Source organism: Micromonospora sp. DT48 (assembly GCF_049844495.1).
In the GTDB taxonomy this organism is placed as follows: Bacteria; Actinomycetota; Actinomycetes; order Mycobacteriales; family Micromonosporaceae; genus Micromonospora.
This window is the reverse complement of record NZ_JBNCLE010000011.1, coordinates 208,724-221,994: the sequence shown is the minus strand read 5'-3', so window position 1 is coordinate 221,994 and position 13,271 is coordinate 208,724. Positions and strand designations below refer to the sequence as shown.

At 71.1% G+C, this 13,271-nt stretch carries 11 protein-coding genes and 1 pseudogene; 4 read left to right on the top strand and 8 right to left on the bottom strand.

Annotated features, from left to right (window positions below):
* Nucleotides 1–2: 2 nt before the first annotated feature.
* Nucleotides 3–1,799: a hypothetical protein gene (locus ACLQ2S_RS15705; RefSeq protein WP_425701930.1), complete on the bottom strand. Its 1,797-nt coding sequence runs from the start codon at nucleotides 1,797–1,799 to the stop codon at nucleotides 3–5.
* Nucleotides 1,800–2,060: 261 nt separating this feature from the next.
* On the opposite strand from ACLQ2S_RS15705, the gene ACLQ2S_RS15700 reads away from it, so the two are divergent.
* Nucleotides 2,061–3,506 carry an alpha-amylase gene (locus tag ACLQ2S_RS15700; RefSeq protein ID WP_425701929.1) on the top strand — a complete coding sequence of 482 codons (1,446 nt, stop codon included), beginning with the start codon at nucleotides 2,061–2,063 and terminating at the stop codon, nucleotides 3,504–3,506.
* Nucleotides 3,507–3,654: 148 nt separating this feature from the next.
* A complete protein-coding gene (locus ACLQ2S_RS15695; RefSeq protein ID WP_425701928.1) occupies nucleotides 3,655–4,566 on the top strand; it encodes a L,D-transpeptidase family protein in 912 nt (303 codons plus the stop codon).
* 38 nt (nucleotides 4,567–4,604) lie between these two features.
* Here ACLQ2S_RS15695 and ACLQ2S_RS15690 read toward each other — a convergent pair.
* Nucleotides 4,605–6,671: pseudogene (locus tag ACLQ2S_RS15690) on the bottom strand (prolyl oligopeptidase family serine peptidase); the annotation flags it as partial.
* Nucleotides 6,672–6,750: 79 nt separating this feature from the next.
* Here ACLQ2S_RS15690 and ACLQ2S_RS15685 point away from each other — a divergent pair.
* On the top strand, nucleotides 6,751–7,890 hold the full coding sequence (locus tag ACLQ2S_RS15685; RefSeq protein WP_155220509.1) for a site-2 protease family protein: 1,140 nt from the start codon (nucleotides 6,751–6,753) through the stop codon (nucleotides 7,888–7,890).
* A 15-nt stretch (nucleotides 7,891–7,905) separates the two neighbouring features.
* Here ACLQ2S_RS15685 and ACLQ2S_RS15680 read toward each other — a convergent pair whose 3' ends face one another.
* The gene (locus ACLQ2S_RS15680) at nucleotides 7,906–8,460 is read right to left on the bottom strand and encodes a Uma2 family endonuclease (protein ID WP_425701927.1); all 555 of its coding nucleotides are present in this window, start codon (nucleotides 8,458–8,460) and stop codon (nucleotides 7,906–7,908) included.
* An 89-nt stretch (nucleotides 8,461–8,549) separates the two neighbouring features.
* Nucleotides 8,550–9,785: a D-arabinono-1,4-lactone oxidase gene (locus ACLQ2S_RS15675; RefSeq protein ID WP_425701926.1), complete on the bottom strand. Its 1,236-nt coding sequence runs from the start codon at nucleotides 9,783–9,785 to the stop codon at nucleotides 8,550–8,552.
* A gap of 58 nt (nucleotides 9,786–9,843) precedes the next feature.
* Between ACLQ2S_RS15675 and ACLQ2S_RS15670 the strand changes: the two genes are divergently transcribed.
* Nucleotides 9,844–10,260: a hypothetical protein gene (locus tag ACLQ2S_RS15670; RefSeq protein ID WP_155220514.1), complete on the top strand. Its 417-nt coding sequence runs from the start codon at nucleotides 9,844–9,846 to the stop codon at nucleotides 10,258–10,260.
* A 15-nt stretch (nucleotides 10,261–10,275) separates the two neighbouring features.
* On the opposite strand, the gene ACLQ2S_RS15665 is transcribed toward ACLQ2S_RS15670, so the two are convergent.
* From ACLQ2S_RS15665 to ACLQ2S_RS15650, 4 genes are all read right to left on the bottom strand, one after another.
* Entirely contained in the window at nucleotides 10,276–11,205 is a 930-nt protein-coding gene (locus ACLQ2S_RS15665) for an LLM class F420-dependent oxidoreductase (RefSeq protein ID WP_155220516.1), read from the bottom strand.
* Between the two features lie 62 nt (nucleotides 11,206–11,267).
* Nucleotides 11,268–11,963, bottom strand: a complete 696-nt coding sequence (locus ACLQ2S_RS15660) for a hypothetical protein (protein WP_155220518.1) — start codon at nucleotides 11,961–11,963, stop codon at nucleotides 11,268–11,270.
* Nucleotides 11,960–12,883, bottom strand: a complete 924-nt coding sequence (locus ACLQ2S_RS15655; protein WP_425701925.1) for an ABC transporter ATP-binding protein — start codon at nucleotides 12,881–12,883, stop codon at nucleotides 11,960–11,962. The genes ACLQ2S_RS15660 and ACLQ2S_RS15655 overlap by 4 nt, the downstream gene beginning before the upstream one ends.
* A complete protein-coding gene (locus tag ACLQ2S_RS15650) occupies nucleotides 12,880–13,239 on the bottom strand; it encodes a GntR family transcriptional regulator (RefSeq protein WP_155220652.1) in 360 nt (119 codons plus the stop codon). Before ACLQ2S_RS15650 ends, ACLQ2S_RS15655 begins: the two co-directional genes overlap by 4 nt.
* Nucleotides 13,240–13,271 lie beyond the last annotated feature (32 nt).

Here is a 13,271-nt window from a genome sequence, read left to right as displayed (position 1 = left end):
GCTCACTTGGCCTCACCTCGCAGCCCGGCCCAGTACGCGCCGTCCACCGAATCCGGATCGGCTCGGCGGCGACGGCGGCTCTCCCCCGACGAGGCGCGGCGGGCCCGCCGGGAGGCGAGGTCGACCAGGGTGGGGGTGTCGTCGTCGTCCACGACGTCCTCCGGGGTGTACCGGGCCGGCGGACGCCAGTAGTCGGTCTCCGCCTCCGGCAGGTCGTCCTCGGCGCTGTGCCGTCCACCGCCGCTGCGCGGCGCGGCCGAGATCGGCGAACCGGAGATGAGCGAACCGGAGATGGGCGCGCCGGAGATGGGGTCGGCCGAGATGGGGGCGGTGGACTCCCACCGACGCGGGCTGTCCCAGGGCTCCTCCGGCTCGTCCTGGACGCGCGGCGGGGCCGAGTACCGGCTACCGACCTCGGTCCGGGACCGGCGGGAACGGCCGTACTCCTCCTCGTCGTCGTCACGGCGGCGACGCACCGGTGCCTCGTACTCCATCAGGTCCTCGTCGCGGCGGGACGCGCGGCGGTCCACCGGCTCGCGCTCCTCCTCGCGCCGCGACCGGCGGCGGGTCGGTTCCTCGTCGCGCCGTGACCGGCGGCCCACCGGCTCCAGGTCGTCCTCGACCCGCGAACGCCGCCCGGTGCTCTCGATGTCCTCGTCCCGACGGGAGCGCCGGCTGGTCGGCTCCGCGTCGCGTCGACGGCGTACGACCGGCTCCAACGCCTCGGTCTCGCGGCGCACGACCCGCTCCAGTTCCTCCTCCTCGCGGCGCGAGGCACGCCGGACGACCGGCTCGAACTCCTCGTCGCGAAGGTCCCGCTCACGCAGGGTGCCCGGCTCGGGGACCATCGGCACGGCGAACCGCTCCGGATCGTTGCGCCGGATGGTGGGGCTGGCCCAGGTGCCGGAGGTGCTGTCGGCCCAACTGGTGTCCCGACGGACGCGCTTCTCGCGACCGTCGTCGGCGTCGCCACGTCGGCCGGTGATGGTGCCGAGCAGCGTCTTGCCCCGGGTCTCCTCGGTGGACTTGCTGCCGCTCATCACCTCGTTCAGGACGGCGGCCTGCTGCTGCTCGCGGCTGCGCCGTTGCAGGGTGACCGAGAGGCGGACCATCAGGGCGAGCACCACCAGCACCACGCAGGCGAAGTAGCTCAGGCTCACCCAGGTGGCGGGCGGGCGGCCGGCGAGAAGACCGTGGAAGATGGCGAACGGCCAGGAGACGTACGCCATGGAGTGCAGCGCGCGCCACACCCACTTCGGGCCGACGTCGGCGAAGCGGGCGCGGATGACGCCGGTCCAGAGCACACCCACCATGAGCAGCGCGGCGATGGTGCCGAGTCCGACGTAGAGGCCCCGACCACCGACGAACGGCACGGCGGCGTCGGTCACTCCCGCCCGACCGCTGGCGATCTTCGTGATGACGTGGAAGAGCAGCCCCGCCACGCCGAGGATGCCGGTGGCCCGGTGCGCGGACTGTAACAGCACCCGGTGCCGGATGAGCAGCACCAGCCGGTCGGTGGCGAGCAGGCCCATCATCACCGTGAGGCTCAGCGCGACCAACGCGATCACGCCGGCGAAGAACTCGGTGAAGAAGAAGCCCATCGCGTACATCGTCTGGCCCGCGCCGGTGAGCATCGTCAACGCCCACAACGCGGCCAGCCCGGACGCGGAGAGCGCCAGGATCTGGCTGCGGGACCAGACGCGGATCCCTCGACTGCTGCTGCTGGTACGGACGGCAGCCGCCTTCTCGTTCTGCGTAGCCCGGGCCATCTGCTCCTCGATCGTCTCGCGGCGGCGCACCGCCGGCCGACCTGTTCCCCACTCCAGTACGCAGCGCGGCCCCGGTCGGATCAGTGTTCACGAAAAAAATCTCGACGAGTTGTCGAACCGCCCCGCCCGCTGGCGCGTGTAACGCGCGTTCCGCCGCCGCCAGCGCCACTCATTGACAGGCGTTGAAACCCGCTTGTAATCTTTCCGCAATTTTTCAGCCTTGATTGCAAGATCTGGGCAACCCGTGCCATCTCCCCCGTCCCCCGTCCCCCGTCCCCCTTGGAGCCCCCGATGCGCAAACGTCGACTCCGCCCGGCGATCGCCCTCGCCGTGATCGCCGGCCTCCTCGCCCCCGGCGTGGTGACCGCACCCCCGGCGGTCGCCGCCCCGACCGGCGGCAAGAAGGTCATCGCCAACCTCTTCGAGTGGAACTGGCCCTCGGTCGCCAGCGAGTGCGGCAGCACGCTCGGCCCGAAGGGCTACGGCTTCGTCCAGGTGTCACCACCACAGGAGCACGTACGCGGCAACCAGTGGTGGGTGGCCTACCAGCCGGTCAGCTACCGGATCGAGTCCCGCAAGGGCACCCGCGCACAGTTCAAGTCCATGGTCGACGCCTGCCACGCGGCCGGCGTGAAAGTGATCGTCGACGCGGTCATCAACCACATGTCCGGCCAGGACAACGGCGGCGTCGGCTGGGCCGGCTCGTCCTACCAGCACCACGTCTACCCCGGCATCTACCAGGCGCAGGACTTCCACTACTGCGGTCGCAACGGCAACAACGACATCGTCAACTACCACGACCGGTACGAGGTGCAGAACTGCGAGCTGGTCAACCTCTCCGACCTGAAGACGGAGTCGGACTACGTCCGCTCCCGGCTGGCCGCATACCTCAACGACCTGCTGTCGCTCGGCGTGGACGGGTTCCGGTTGGACGCCAGCAAGCACATGCCGGCGGCCGACATCGGCAACATCCTCAGCCGACTCAGCCGACCGGCGTACATCGTGCAGGAGGTCATCTACGGCGCGGGCGAGCCGATCACGCCGAACGAGTACACCGGCAACGGCGACGTGCACGAGTTCCGCTACGGCAAGGACCTGGCCCGGGTGTTCCGCTCCGAGCGGCTCGCGTACCTGCGCAACTTCGGTGAGGGCTGGGGCCACCTGCCCAGCGGCGTCGCCTCGGTCTTCGTTGACAACCACGACACCCAGCGCGACGACGGCGGGGTGCTCACCTACCGGGACCGGGGCATCTACGCACTGGCGAACGCGTTCATGCTGGCCTGGCCGTACGGCTCCCCGACGGTGATGTCGAGCTACACCTTCAACAACCGGGACGCCGGACCACCCTCGGACGGCAACAACAAGACGCACAACACGGTCTGCTACTCCGGCTGGGAGTGCGAGCACCGCTGGCAGGTGATCGCGAACATGGTCGGCTTCCGCAACGCCACCGAGGGCGCCGGGGTCAGCAACTGGTACGACAACGGCAACAACCACATCGCCTTCAGCCGTACGGGCCGCGGTTACATCACCATCAACCACGAGGGCTCGGCGATCAACGGCCGCTCCTACTACACCGGTCTCCCGGCTGGCCGCTACTGCGACGTCATCCACGGCACCTTCACCAACGGCACCTGCTCCGGCCCGGTCATCACCGTCGACGCCAACGGCTGGTTCTCCGCCAACATCCCCGCCCACGACGCCATAGCCATCCACCAAAACGCCCGCCTCCCCTAACCCCCCACCCCCACCCCCACCCCCGCCGTGTTGATCAAGAAGTTTGCGTCGGAATACAGGCCCGAACGTGACCAAAACTTCTTGATCAACGCGGAGGGGGTGGGGTTTTTGGGGGGGTTGGGGAGGGGTTGGGGGGTAGGGTGGGTGGGTGGGGTTTTGGGGGGTTCTGGGGTCGCGGGGGCGGCGGAGGGTCGCCGTCGGGGTGGGCGTGGCGGTGCTGATGAGTGGCGCGGCGTACACCGGGTGGGCGTTGACTCCGGCTACCGCACCTGCGCCGGTCGTCGGGTCCACGGGCGGGGTGGTGCCGACCACTCCGGCGTCGCCGTCGGCGGTCGCCGAGCGGGTGCTGCCCGCCGCGCCGGCACCGGACGGGCTCCCGGTGATCGACTACGACCCGGCCCCCGCCGGTTTCCCCGACGACCCGGACACCCTCGACACCACACCGCTGACCCAGGGCCTACAGCCGACCCGCAGGCTGGCCGCGTACGACGCACCCGGTGGTCGACCACTGGCGTTCCTGATGCCGACGATCAGCGAGGTGGACCTCACCGTGCCGATCGCCCGCCGCGAGTCCGGCTGGACGGCGGTGCTGCTCCCCTCGGCCAACCGCAAACTGGCCTGGCTACCCCCCGGCGACTTCCGCACCGTCGCGCTGCGCGACCAGATCGTGGTGGAGCGCAAACCCTTCCGGCTCACCTGGTACCGCGACGGCACCGCCCAGCGCTCCTGGCAGGTCAGCCTGGGGCAACGGGGTCAGGAAACCCCGCTCGGCCGCACCTTCGTCCTGGGCCGCACCCCACCGCCGGAGTCGGTCTACGGCGGGGTCGACATCTACGCCCTCGGCTCGATCCCCGACGACCCGGATTCGGTGCCCGCCGGGCTGCGCGGCGCCCACATCGGCATCCACACCTGGTATCACGACGGTGAGCTGGGCCAGCAGACCACCAACGGATGCATCCGGCTGACCGCCAGCGGCCAGCGCCTGCTGTTGGAGAAGGTCGGCCCCGGCACCCCGGTGGTGGTCGTCGACGAGCTACCCGCCCCGCCGCCGACCGCCTGAGCGGGCACGGAACTCCCCGACGGGGCCAACTTCCGCCAGAGGAACTCCAGCGACATCGCCTCGATGAAGGCCCGCTGCTCGTTGTTGGCCGCCGCCCCGTGCCCACCCTCGACGTTCTCGTAGTACGCCACGTCGTGGCCGTACTCGCGCAGCCGGGCGGCCATCTTCCGGGCGTGCCCGGGATGCACCCGGTCGTCACGCGTGGAGGTGACGAACAGGACCGGCGGGTACCGCACGTCTGCTCGCACGTTGTGGTACGGCGAGTACTTCCGCAGGTAGGCCCAGTCCTCCGGCACGTCCGGGTCGCCGTACTCGGCCATCCAGGAGGCACCGGCCAAGAGCCGGTGGTAGCGCCGCATGTCCAGCAACGGGACGTTCACCACGACCGCCCCGACGAGCGACGGGTAGCGGGTCAGCATCGCACCCATCAGCAGGCCGCCGTTGCTGCCGCCCTCGATGCCCAGCATCGCCGGGGTGGTGATGCCCCGGGTCACCAGGTCGGTCGCCACGGCCGCGAAGTCCGCGTACGCCCTCGGTCGGTGCTCGCGCAACGCGGCCCGGTGCCAGCGCGGGCCGTACTCGCCGCCGCCCCTGATGTTCGCCACCACGTAGGTGCCGCCACGGGCCAGCCAACCCCGGCCGACGATCCCGTCGTAGCCGGGCGTCAGGGAGACCTCGAAACCGCCGTACCCGTGCAGCAGCGTCGGTCCGGCAGGCGCGGCCGGATCCCCGACCACGAAGTACGGCACCCGGGTGCCGTCGGCGGAGGTGGCGAAGAACTGACGTACCGCGAGGCGGTCCGGGTCGAAGAACGCGGGCGCCCGCTTGAGCGTCTCCACACTGCCGCCGACCGCACCGAGGCGCAGCGTGGCCGGCTGGAGGAAGCCCTCCGAGGCGACCAGGTAGGAGTCGTCCCGGTCGGGGTCGGTCTCCACGAGGCAGCCCTCCTCGTCCGCCGGCACCCCCGGCAGGGGCTCCCGCCGCCAGCCGCGCCCGGTCGGGGTGAGCACCTCCAGTCGGCTACGGACGTCGGTGAGGGTGGTCAGGATCAGGTGGTTGCGGGTCCAGGCGGAGCCACCGAGCGAGGTGTGCTCGTCGGGGCGGAACAGCACGTCGAAGTCGCGGGAGCCGGCGAGGAAGTCGTCGAACCGGATCGCCAACAGCGCCCCCGCCGGATGGGTCAGCTCACCGACCGGCCAGGGCGTACGCGGCTGGATCAGCAACCACTCCCGGCGTACCCCCCACTCCGCGTCCTCGGGCACCGGGATGCGGACCCGCTGTCCCGCCCCGGTCAACAGGAAGTTCTCCGAGCGGTAGAAGTCGATGCTGCGGCCGACGAAGTCGCGCTCGAAGCCCGGCGTCGAGTCGCGCCACCCGTACGCGCCGACGTCCAGCGTGGACGCCTCGAAGGCGACTTCGGCGTCGGTCAACGGGGTGCCGCGCCGCCAGCGCAGCACCACGCGCGGATAACCGGCGTCGGTCAGCGAACCCGGGCCGAGGTCGGTGCCGATCCAGATGTGGTCGACGTCGATCCAGCAGACGTCGGTCTTGGCCTCGGCGACGGTGAAGCCGCCGTCGACGAAGCACCGGTCGACCAGGTCGTACTCGCGTACCACCACCGCGTCGGCACCGCCCCGGGACAGGCTGACCAGGCAGTGCCGGTGTTCAGGCGGCAACGTCGCCACGCCCGCCCAGACCCAGTTCTCGCCCTCGGCGCGGGCCAGCGCGTCCAGGTCGAGCAGGACGTCCCACTCCGGCTCGGGTCGGCGGTACTGGTCGAGGGTCGTGCGTCGCCACAGCCCGCGCGGATGGGCGGCGTCGCGCCAGAAGTCGTAGTAGAAGCCGTCGCCGCGCCATCCCGGGTACGGGATGCGGTCGTCCGCGTCGAGCACCTGCCTGATCTCGGTCTGGCGGGCGACGAACGTCGGACTGCCGGTCAACGCCGCGACGGTCTCGGCGTTGCGCTCGCGGACCCAGGTCACGGCCTCCGGGCCGTCCAGGTCCTCCAGCCAGAGGTACGGGTCATCGCTGTCATCGGTCGAGGTCGCCACCTTCGAACTATCGCCGAACCTCGACGCCGCACCCGGCCCGGTGGCTGTCGACATCGCGACTGACGCTCACGCTTGCGGTCGGGGTGACGTTCGGCCCTGGCATGGGAAGGGGCTGCCGGGGTATCACCGGAACATGAGGGCGAATTTCCGGCTCGGTCGGATCGTGGGCGTACCGGTCGGGGTCAACTGGAGTGTCCTGGTCATCTTCGCGCTGATCTGGTGGGGGCTGTCGGCCAACCTGTTCCCGCAGTCGTACCCGGACCGGTCCGTGCTGGCGTACCTGCTGGCCGGGCTGACCGCGGCGGTGGTCTTCTTCCTCGGCCTGCTCGCCCACGAGGTGTCGCACGCGGTGGTGGCCAAGCGCAACGGACTCGGCGTGCAGGGCATCACCCTGTGGCTTTTCGGCGGGGTCGCCGAGCTGCGCGGCGAGGCCCGCTCCCCCGGTGCCGAGCTGCGCATCTCCGGGGTCGGGCCACTGGTCAGTCTGATCATCGGCGTCTTCTTCGGCGCGATCGCGATGCTGCTCGCCCTCGCCGGGGTCGAGGGCCTGGTGCTGGGCGTGATGGCCTGGCTCGCCGGCATCAACCTGCTGTTGGCCGTGTTCAACATCCTGCCCGCCGCACCGTTGGACGGTGGGCGGCTGCTGCGGGCGGCGGTGTGGAAGGCCACCGGCGACCGGACCCGCGCCACGGTGGTGGCGGCCCGCGCCGGCTGGGTGCTCGGCCTGGCGCTGATCGGGTTCGGGCTGTGGCGGTTCCTCAGCGGTACCGGCGTCGGCGGGCTGTGGTTGGCGCTGATCGGCTGGTTCCTGATCGGCGCGGCCACCATGGAGGAGCGGCAGGCCCGGGTGGGCGACGCGCTGCGCGGTGTCCGGGTCGGCGACGTGATGACCCCGCAGCCGCAGACCGCCTCCGGTGAGCTGACGGTCGCCGACTTCGTGAACAACTACCTTTTCGCGTACCGGCACACGGCGCTGCCATTGACCGAGGACGGCCGCCCCGTCGGGCTGGTCACCCTCGACCGGGTACGCGGCGTGCCGGCCGACGAGCGGGGCAGCACCACGTTGGCGGCGGTGGCCTGCCGCGCCGACGACCTGGTCCTCGCCTCCCCCGACGAGCCGCTGACCGACCTGCTGCCGAGACTCAGCGAATGTGCCGACGGCCGCGCACTGGTGGTCACCGAGGGCCGCCTGATCGGCATCGTCTCCCCCAGCGACATCAGCCGTGCCGTGCAGCGCAGCAGTATGCGTGACCAGCTCGGCGCCGGTCGCTGACCCGTCGACCCCGCCTCAGTCGAGGTGGTCGACCGGCGCGGTCTGCAACAACCACGCCAACGGCATCCGCGCCTGCTCGACGTAGCGCCCTTCGCCGCCGAGTTCGTGCAACGTGACCGTCTGCGCGCCGTCCCGGTCCACCACCCAGTACCGGGGGATGCCCGCCGAGGCGTACTCGCGGACCTTCGTCACCGAGTCCATCGCCTCGGAACCGGGTGACACGATCTCGATCACGAGTACGACGTCCGCGACCGCCGACCACACGCCGCGCCGGGGAGGTTTGCGCCAGACGCTGAGGTCCGGAATCCTGCCGCCGTGCCCCTCCGGGCCGGGAATGCGTACGCCAACGGCCTGGAGCACCTGTTCCGCCGGCCAACCCGCCATGATCAACCAGGCGAAGATGCGGCTCGCGATCGTCGCGTGCTCCGAGTCCGGTGGCGGCATGACCGACAGGACCCCCTCGGGGCTGGTCTCGTACCGATGACCGTTCACGTCGGCGGCGTTCATCGCCGCCACGTCGTCGAGCGTCACGACGGCGGGCATGTGCATGCCGACGGCCTCAGCGCTCATGGGCCCATCCTAGTGCGGTGTCCGGGCCCGTCGACCGGGCCGCGCCGCGTCGGTCCGCCGGGTCGTCCCCGGCGGAGAACAGGGTCTCCTCAGCGGGGAAACAGGCGGTCGAACTCCTCGGTGCGGAACTTGCCCCCGGGGTCGAGCCGGGTCACCAGCGCGGCGAAGTCGGCCCAGCGGGGGTAGGTGGCGGCGATGGTCTCGGTCGGCATGGTGAAGACCTTGCCCCAGTGCGGGCGGGGCGCGAAGGGGGCCAGGGCCCGCTCGACCTCGGCGACGACCGGGAGTACCGCACTCGTGTCGGCGATCCAGGTGAAGTGCACCGCGAGGCTGTCCCGGTCGTACTGCGGGCTGAGCCACAGCTGGTCGGCGGCGACGGTACGCAACTCGCTGGTCAGCAGGACCGGGGCGATCAGGTGCGCCACCTCGTCCAACGCGGCGAGCGCGGCACCGGCCGCCGCCCGGGGCAGGTGGTACTCGGACTGGAGTTCGTCGCCGTTGCTCGGGGTGAAGCCGAGCCGGAAGTGCGGCAGCCGCTCGTGCCAGGGGCCGGGCACGCCGAGCTGCTCGGTGCAGTTGACCACCGGCATGCCGGGCACCGGATGCCAGGGGCGGTCGGCCGCCGTGGTGCCGAGCCAGTCCGCCGGGGGCGCGGGCTGGTCCGCGAGCTGCTTGCGCCAGACCTGGGTGCCGCGGGTGGAGCGCCAGTCGGTGAAGACACTGACGCTGTACGCCGAGCTGAGCGCCGCGTCCAGCGCCTCGCGCGGCAGGTCCAGGTGGACGTACTGGCGTACCTCGAAGGTGGGCACCACGTCCAGGGTGACCCGGGTGACGATGCCCAACGCGCCGAGGGAGACCACCATGCCGGCGTACTCGGTGGCGGTGCGGTCCACGGTGATCAGCTCACCGGCGGCGGTGACCAGTTCCAGGCCGGCGACGGCGGTGGCCAGGTTGCCGACGGCCACCCCGGAGCCGTGGGTGCCGGTGGCGACCGCGCCGGCCACCGAGATGTGCGGCAGCGAGGCGAGGTTGGCCAGCGCGTACCCCCGCTCGTGCAACCAGGTGGCCAGGTCGCCGTAGCGCATCGCGGCCGGTACCTGCACCACCCGCCGCGCCTCGTCGAGCCGCACCGTGGCCGGCAGCCCGGCCAGCGTGACCAGGTCCCCGGTGGTGTCGCCGATTCGGTTGAACGAGTGCCCGCTGCCCACCGCCCGGATCCGGTCGCTGCCGATGACCAGCTCCCGCAGCTCGTCGACCGATGACGGCCGGTGGTGTGCCCGTGCTGCGTACGCGACGTTGCCGGCCCAGTTGCGCTGCGTCGACACTTCGTCCCCCTCTCCCCGCCGGCGGTTACCGCCGGCTTCGTCGGGGAACCCTACGCCGATGAGCAGCTACCGTGATCCCGCCCCTCGCGGCGACGTGTACCCCTCCGAGGAGGAGATCGACCCGGCCGGCAGCGGGGTGGAACCCGCCACCGGTCCGGTCGGCTCCTCGGTCACCTGGGCCGAGGCCGGGCCGTCGGCGAGCCAGCCGGATCCGCAGCCCGCCCCCACTCCGGAGCCGGTGCCGACGCCGCCCCCCACCCCCGGGCCGCCGCCCCGGGTCGAGGGCGGCGCCCGGTCGATCGTGGCCCGGCACATGGACGGTTCGGTCCAGGTGGTCACCGACTTCGACGGCGACGGCGTGGCCGACGTGGTGCAGTTCGACCTCGACGGTGACGGGCTGCCCGACGTCACCTACCTCGACCGTGATCGCGACGGCCGACTGGACACGGTGCTGCGTGAGGAGCACCGGGTCTGAGGCGTGGCGAGGTGGTCAGAGCTGCCGCATCACCTCGGCGGCGACCAGGTCGAGGTGGTCCAGGTCGGCCAGGTCGAGCACCTGGAGGTAGATGCGCTGACTGCCGACCGCCGCGAACTGTCCGATCCGGTCGACCACCTCGTCGGGGGTACCGGCCAACCCGTTGACGCGCAGCTCGTCCGGTTCCCGGCCGATGGCGGCGGCCCGCCGCCGCACCTCGGCCTCGTCCCGGCCGCAGCAGAGCACCAGCGCGTTGGACCAGGTCAGCTCGGCCGGGTCGCGACCGATGTCGGCGCAGGCGTTGCGGACCCGCTCGAACTGGGCGACCGTCTCGTCGATCGAGACGAACGGCAGGTTGAACTCGTCGGCGTAGCGGGCGGCGAGCTGCGGCGTACGCTTCGCGCCCTTGCCGCCGAGCAGGATCGGCGGGTGCGGGCGCTGCACCGGCTTCGGCAGCGCGGGTGAGTCGCTGACCTGGTAGTGCCGGCCGGTGAAGTCGAACGTCTCGCCCGCCGGGGTACGCCACAGACCGGTGATCACCGCCAGCTGCTCGTCCAGCCGGTCGAACCGCTCCCGCAGCGGCGGGAACGGGATCCCGTACGCCTGGTGCTCGGCGTCGTACCAGCCGGTGCCGATGCCGAGTTCGACCCGTCCGCCGCTCATCTGGTCGACCTGGGCGACGGTGATGGCGAGCGGGCCGGGCAGCCGGAACGTGGCGGCGCTCATCAGCGTGCCGAGCCGGATGCTACGGGTGTCCCGGGCCAGACCGGCCAGGGTGGTCCAGGCATCGGTGGGGCCGGGCTCGCCGCTGACCGACCCCATCTTGAGATAGTGGTCCGAGCGGAAGAAGGCGCCGAAGCCGGTCTCCTCGGCGCGTCGGGCCACGGCCAGCAGGTCGTCGTAGCTGGCACCCTGCTGGGGTTCGGTGAAGATCCGCAGTTCCATGCGTCGAGCATAGGAACTCTCCGGGCGGACTGCCCTCCACTGCCGTCGCGCGGTCTCGACGCTCAGGGCGTCGCCCGCCGGATGACCAGGTAGCTGACGGCGGCGAGCACCACGGTCACCAGTGCGGGCCAACCCACCAGCAGCGCCCAGTTGGGCTGGTCGACGAACCATCCGCCGATCGCCGACCACCAGCCCCGCCAGGTGGCGAGTACGGCGAGGCCGCCGATGCCGCCCAGCGCGACGGTGCCCAGCGTCAGCAGGCCGTTGACCCGCCAACGCTTGAAGACCAGCGCGATCGCGATGCCGATGAAGCCGAGCAGCAGGAACGGGATGGCGAACCCGAGGAACCGCAGTACCGGGTTCTCCACGAGAAGGAAGGGCAGGCCGAAGAAGCGCAGGTTGACGCCCCAGCCGTCGGTGGCCTCCTCGACGATGGCCAGCAGGTAGAGCACCGCCGCGTAGACGACCGCCTGCGCCGCGAACTGGAGCACGTTGCCGAGGTAGAAGCTGCGGCGTGAGAGTCCCAGCCCGATGGCGAACGGGAAGTCCTGGGTGATCGCGCTGATGCTGGCGATGAACATCACGATGTAGATGCTGAGCAGCCCGCCCGTGGTGGGTTCGAAGTCGTCGTTCTCTCCCATGGCGGTGAACAGGGCCAGGTTGATCAGGAAGCTGAGCGCGAGGATTCCCCAGGGCCAGCCGAGCACGACGCGCCAGGCGACGAACTGCAACCGGGCGACGGTCAGGGCGCGGTTCATCGGGTGGCCTCCTTGTTGGCCGTGGCACTGCCGGCACCGGCCGCGTGCCCGTTGGTCGAGGTGGTCAGGCGGACGACGATGTCCTGGAGCGAGGAGGCTTCGAGGTCGAGGCCCAGGGAGCGGGCGCGGTCCCGCGCCGCCGCGCCGAAGTCACCGCGTACGGTGGCCCGCGCGGTCCCGCCGAGGAGCACCCGGTGTAGTTCGGTGCCGGTACGGACGAACTCGTCCACCCCGGCGACCGGGCCGGAGACGGTCACCACCTGCCCACGTAGGGCCTCCGCGTCGACGTCGAGCAGGAGCCGACCCCGGTCGATCAGCAGCACGTGCTCGATCAGGTCGCTGACCTCGTCGATGAGGTGGGTCGACAGCACGATGGTGCGCGGGTGTTCGGTGTAGTCGGCCAGCAGGTGGTCGTAGAAGAGCTGCCGGGACACCGCGTCCAGCCCCAGGTAGGGCTCGTCGAAGAAGGTCAGCGGGGCCCGTGAGGCGAGCCCGACGACGATGCCGAGCGCGGAGAGCATGCCCCGGGAGAGCTTCGTGACGTGACGCTCGCGCGGCAGCTGGAACACGTCGGCCAGCCGCTGGGCGTACTCCTCGTCCCAGCCCGGGTAGACCAGACCGGCCGCGCGGAGGACGTGCATCACCCGCAGGCCGGACGGGTAGGTCTGGCTCTCCTTGATGAAGGAGATGCGCGACAGCACCCGTTCGTTCTCGTAGGGGTGCTGCCCGAAGACGGAGATCTCCCCGCTGGTGGCGAAGTTCTGCGCGGTGAGCAGTTGCATCAGGGTGGTCTTGCCCGCCCCGTTGCGTCCCAGCAGGCCGTAGATGCGGTTCTCGGTGAGCGAGAAGCTGACCCGGTCCAGGGCGGTGACCGTCCGGTACCGCTTGGTCAGGTCGGTGACGGTGACCACCGCGCTCACTGGTCCTCCTCCCAGGTGTCGATCATGTTCTTGAGTTCGGTCGGTCCGATGCCGAGCTTGCGGGCCTCGGTCAGCAGCGGCCGGACGTACTGTCGGGCGAACTCGTCGCGGCGCCGGCCGCGGAGCTTGGCTCGGGCACCGGGGGTGACGAACATGCCGATTCCTCGCTTCTTGTAGAGAGTTCCGTCGTCGACCAGCTTGTTGACCCCCTTGGCGGCGGTCGCGGGGTTGATCCGGTGGAAGGCGGCCAGCTCGTTGGTCGAGGGCACCTGGCCCTCCTCTGCGAGGGTCCCGTCCAGGATCGAGTTCTCCAGCAGCTCCGCGATCTGGAGAAAGATCGGTCGGCCGTCCTCCATCACGTCCACCAATCCCGATCATGGTTAGCTGG

Excerpts from the sequence above, each read along its gene's own strand:
- ACLQ2S_RS15670 (WP_155220514.1), top strand. The coding sequence starts at position 9,844 with ATGAGCAGCTACCGTGATCCCGCCCCTCGCGGCGACGTGTACCCCTCC.
- ACLQ2S_RS15660 (WP_155220518.1), bottom strand. The coding sequence starts at position 11,963 with ATGAACCGCGCCCTGACCGTCGCCCGGTTGCAGTTCGTCGCCTGGCGC.
- ACLQ2S_RS15665 (WP_155220516.1), bottom strand. The coding sequence starts at position 11,205 with ATGGAACTGCGGATCTTCACCGAACCCCAGCAGGGTGCCAGCTACGAC.
- ACLQ2S_RS15680 (WP_425701927.1), bottom strand. The coding sequence starts at position 8,460 with ATGAGCGCTGAGGCCGTCGGCATGCACATGCCCGCCGTCGTGACGCTC.
- ACLQ2S_RS15700 (WP_425701929.1), top strand. The coding sequence starts at position 2,061 with ATGCGCAAACGTCGACTCCGCCCGGCGATCGCCCTCGCCGTGATCGCC.
- ACLQ2S_RS15685 (WP_155220509.1), top strand. The coding sequence starts at position 6,751 with ATGAGGGCGAATTTCCGGCTCGGTCGGATCGTGGGCGTACCGGTCGGG.
- ACLQ2S_RS15650 (WP_155220652.1), bottom strand. The coding sequence starts at position 13,239 with ATGGAGGACGGCCGACCGATCTTTCTCCAGATCGCGGAGCTGCTGGAG.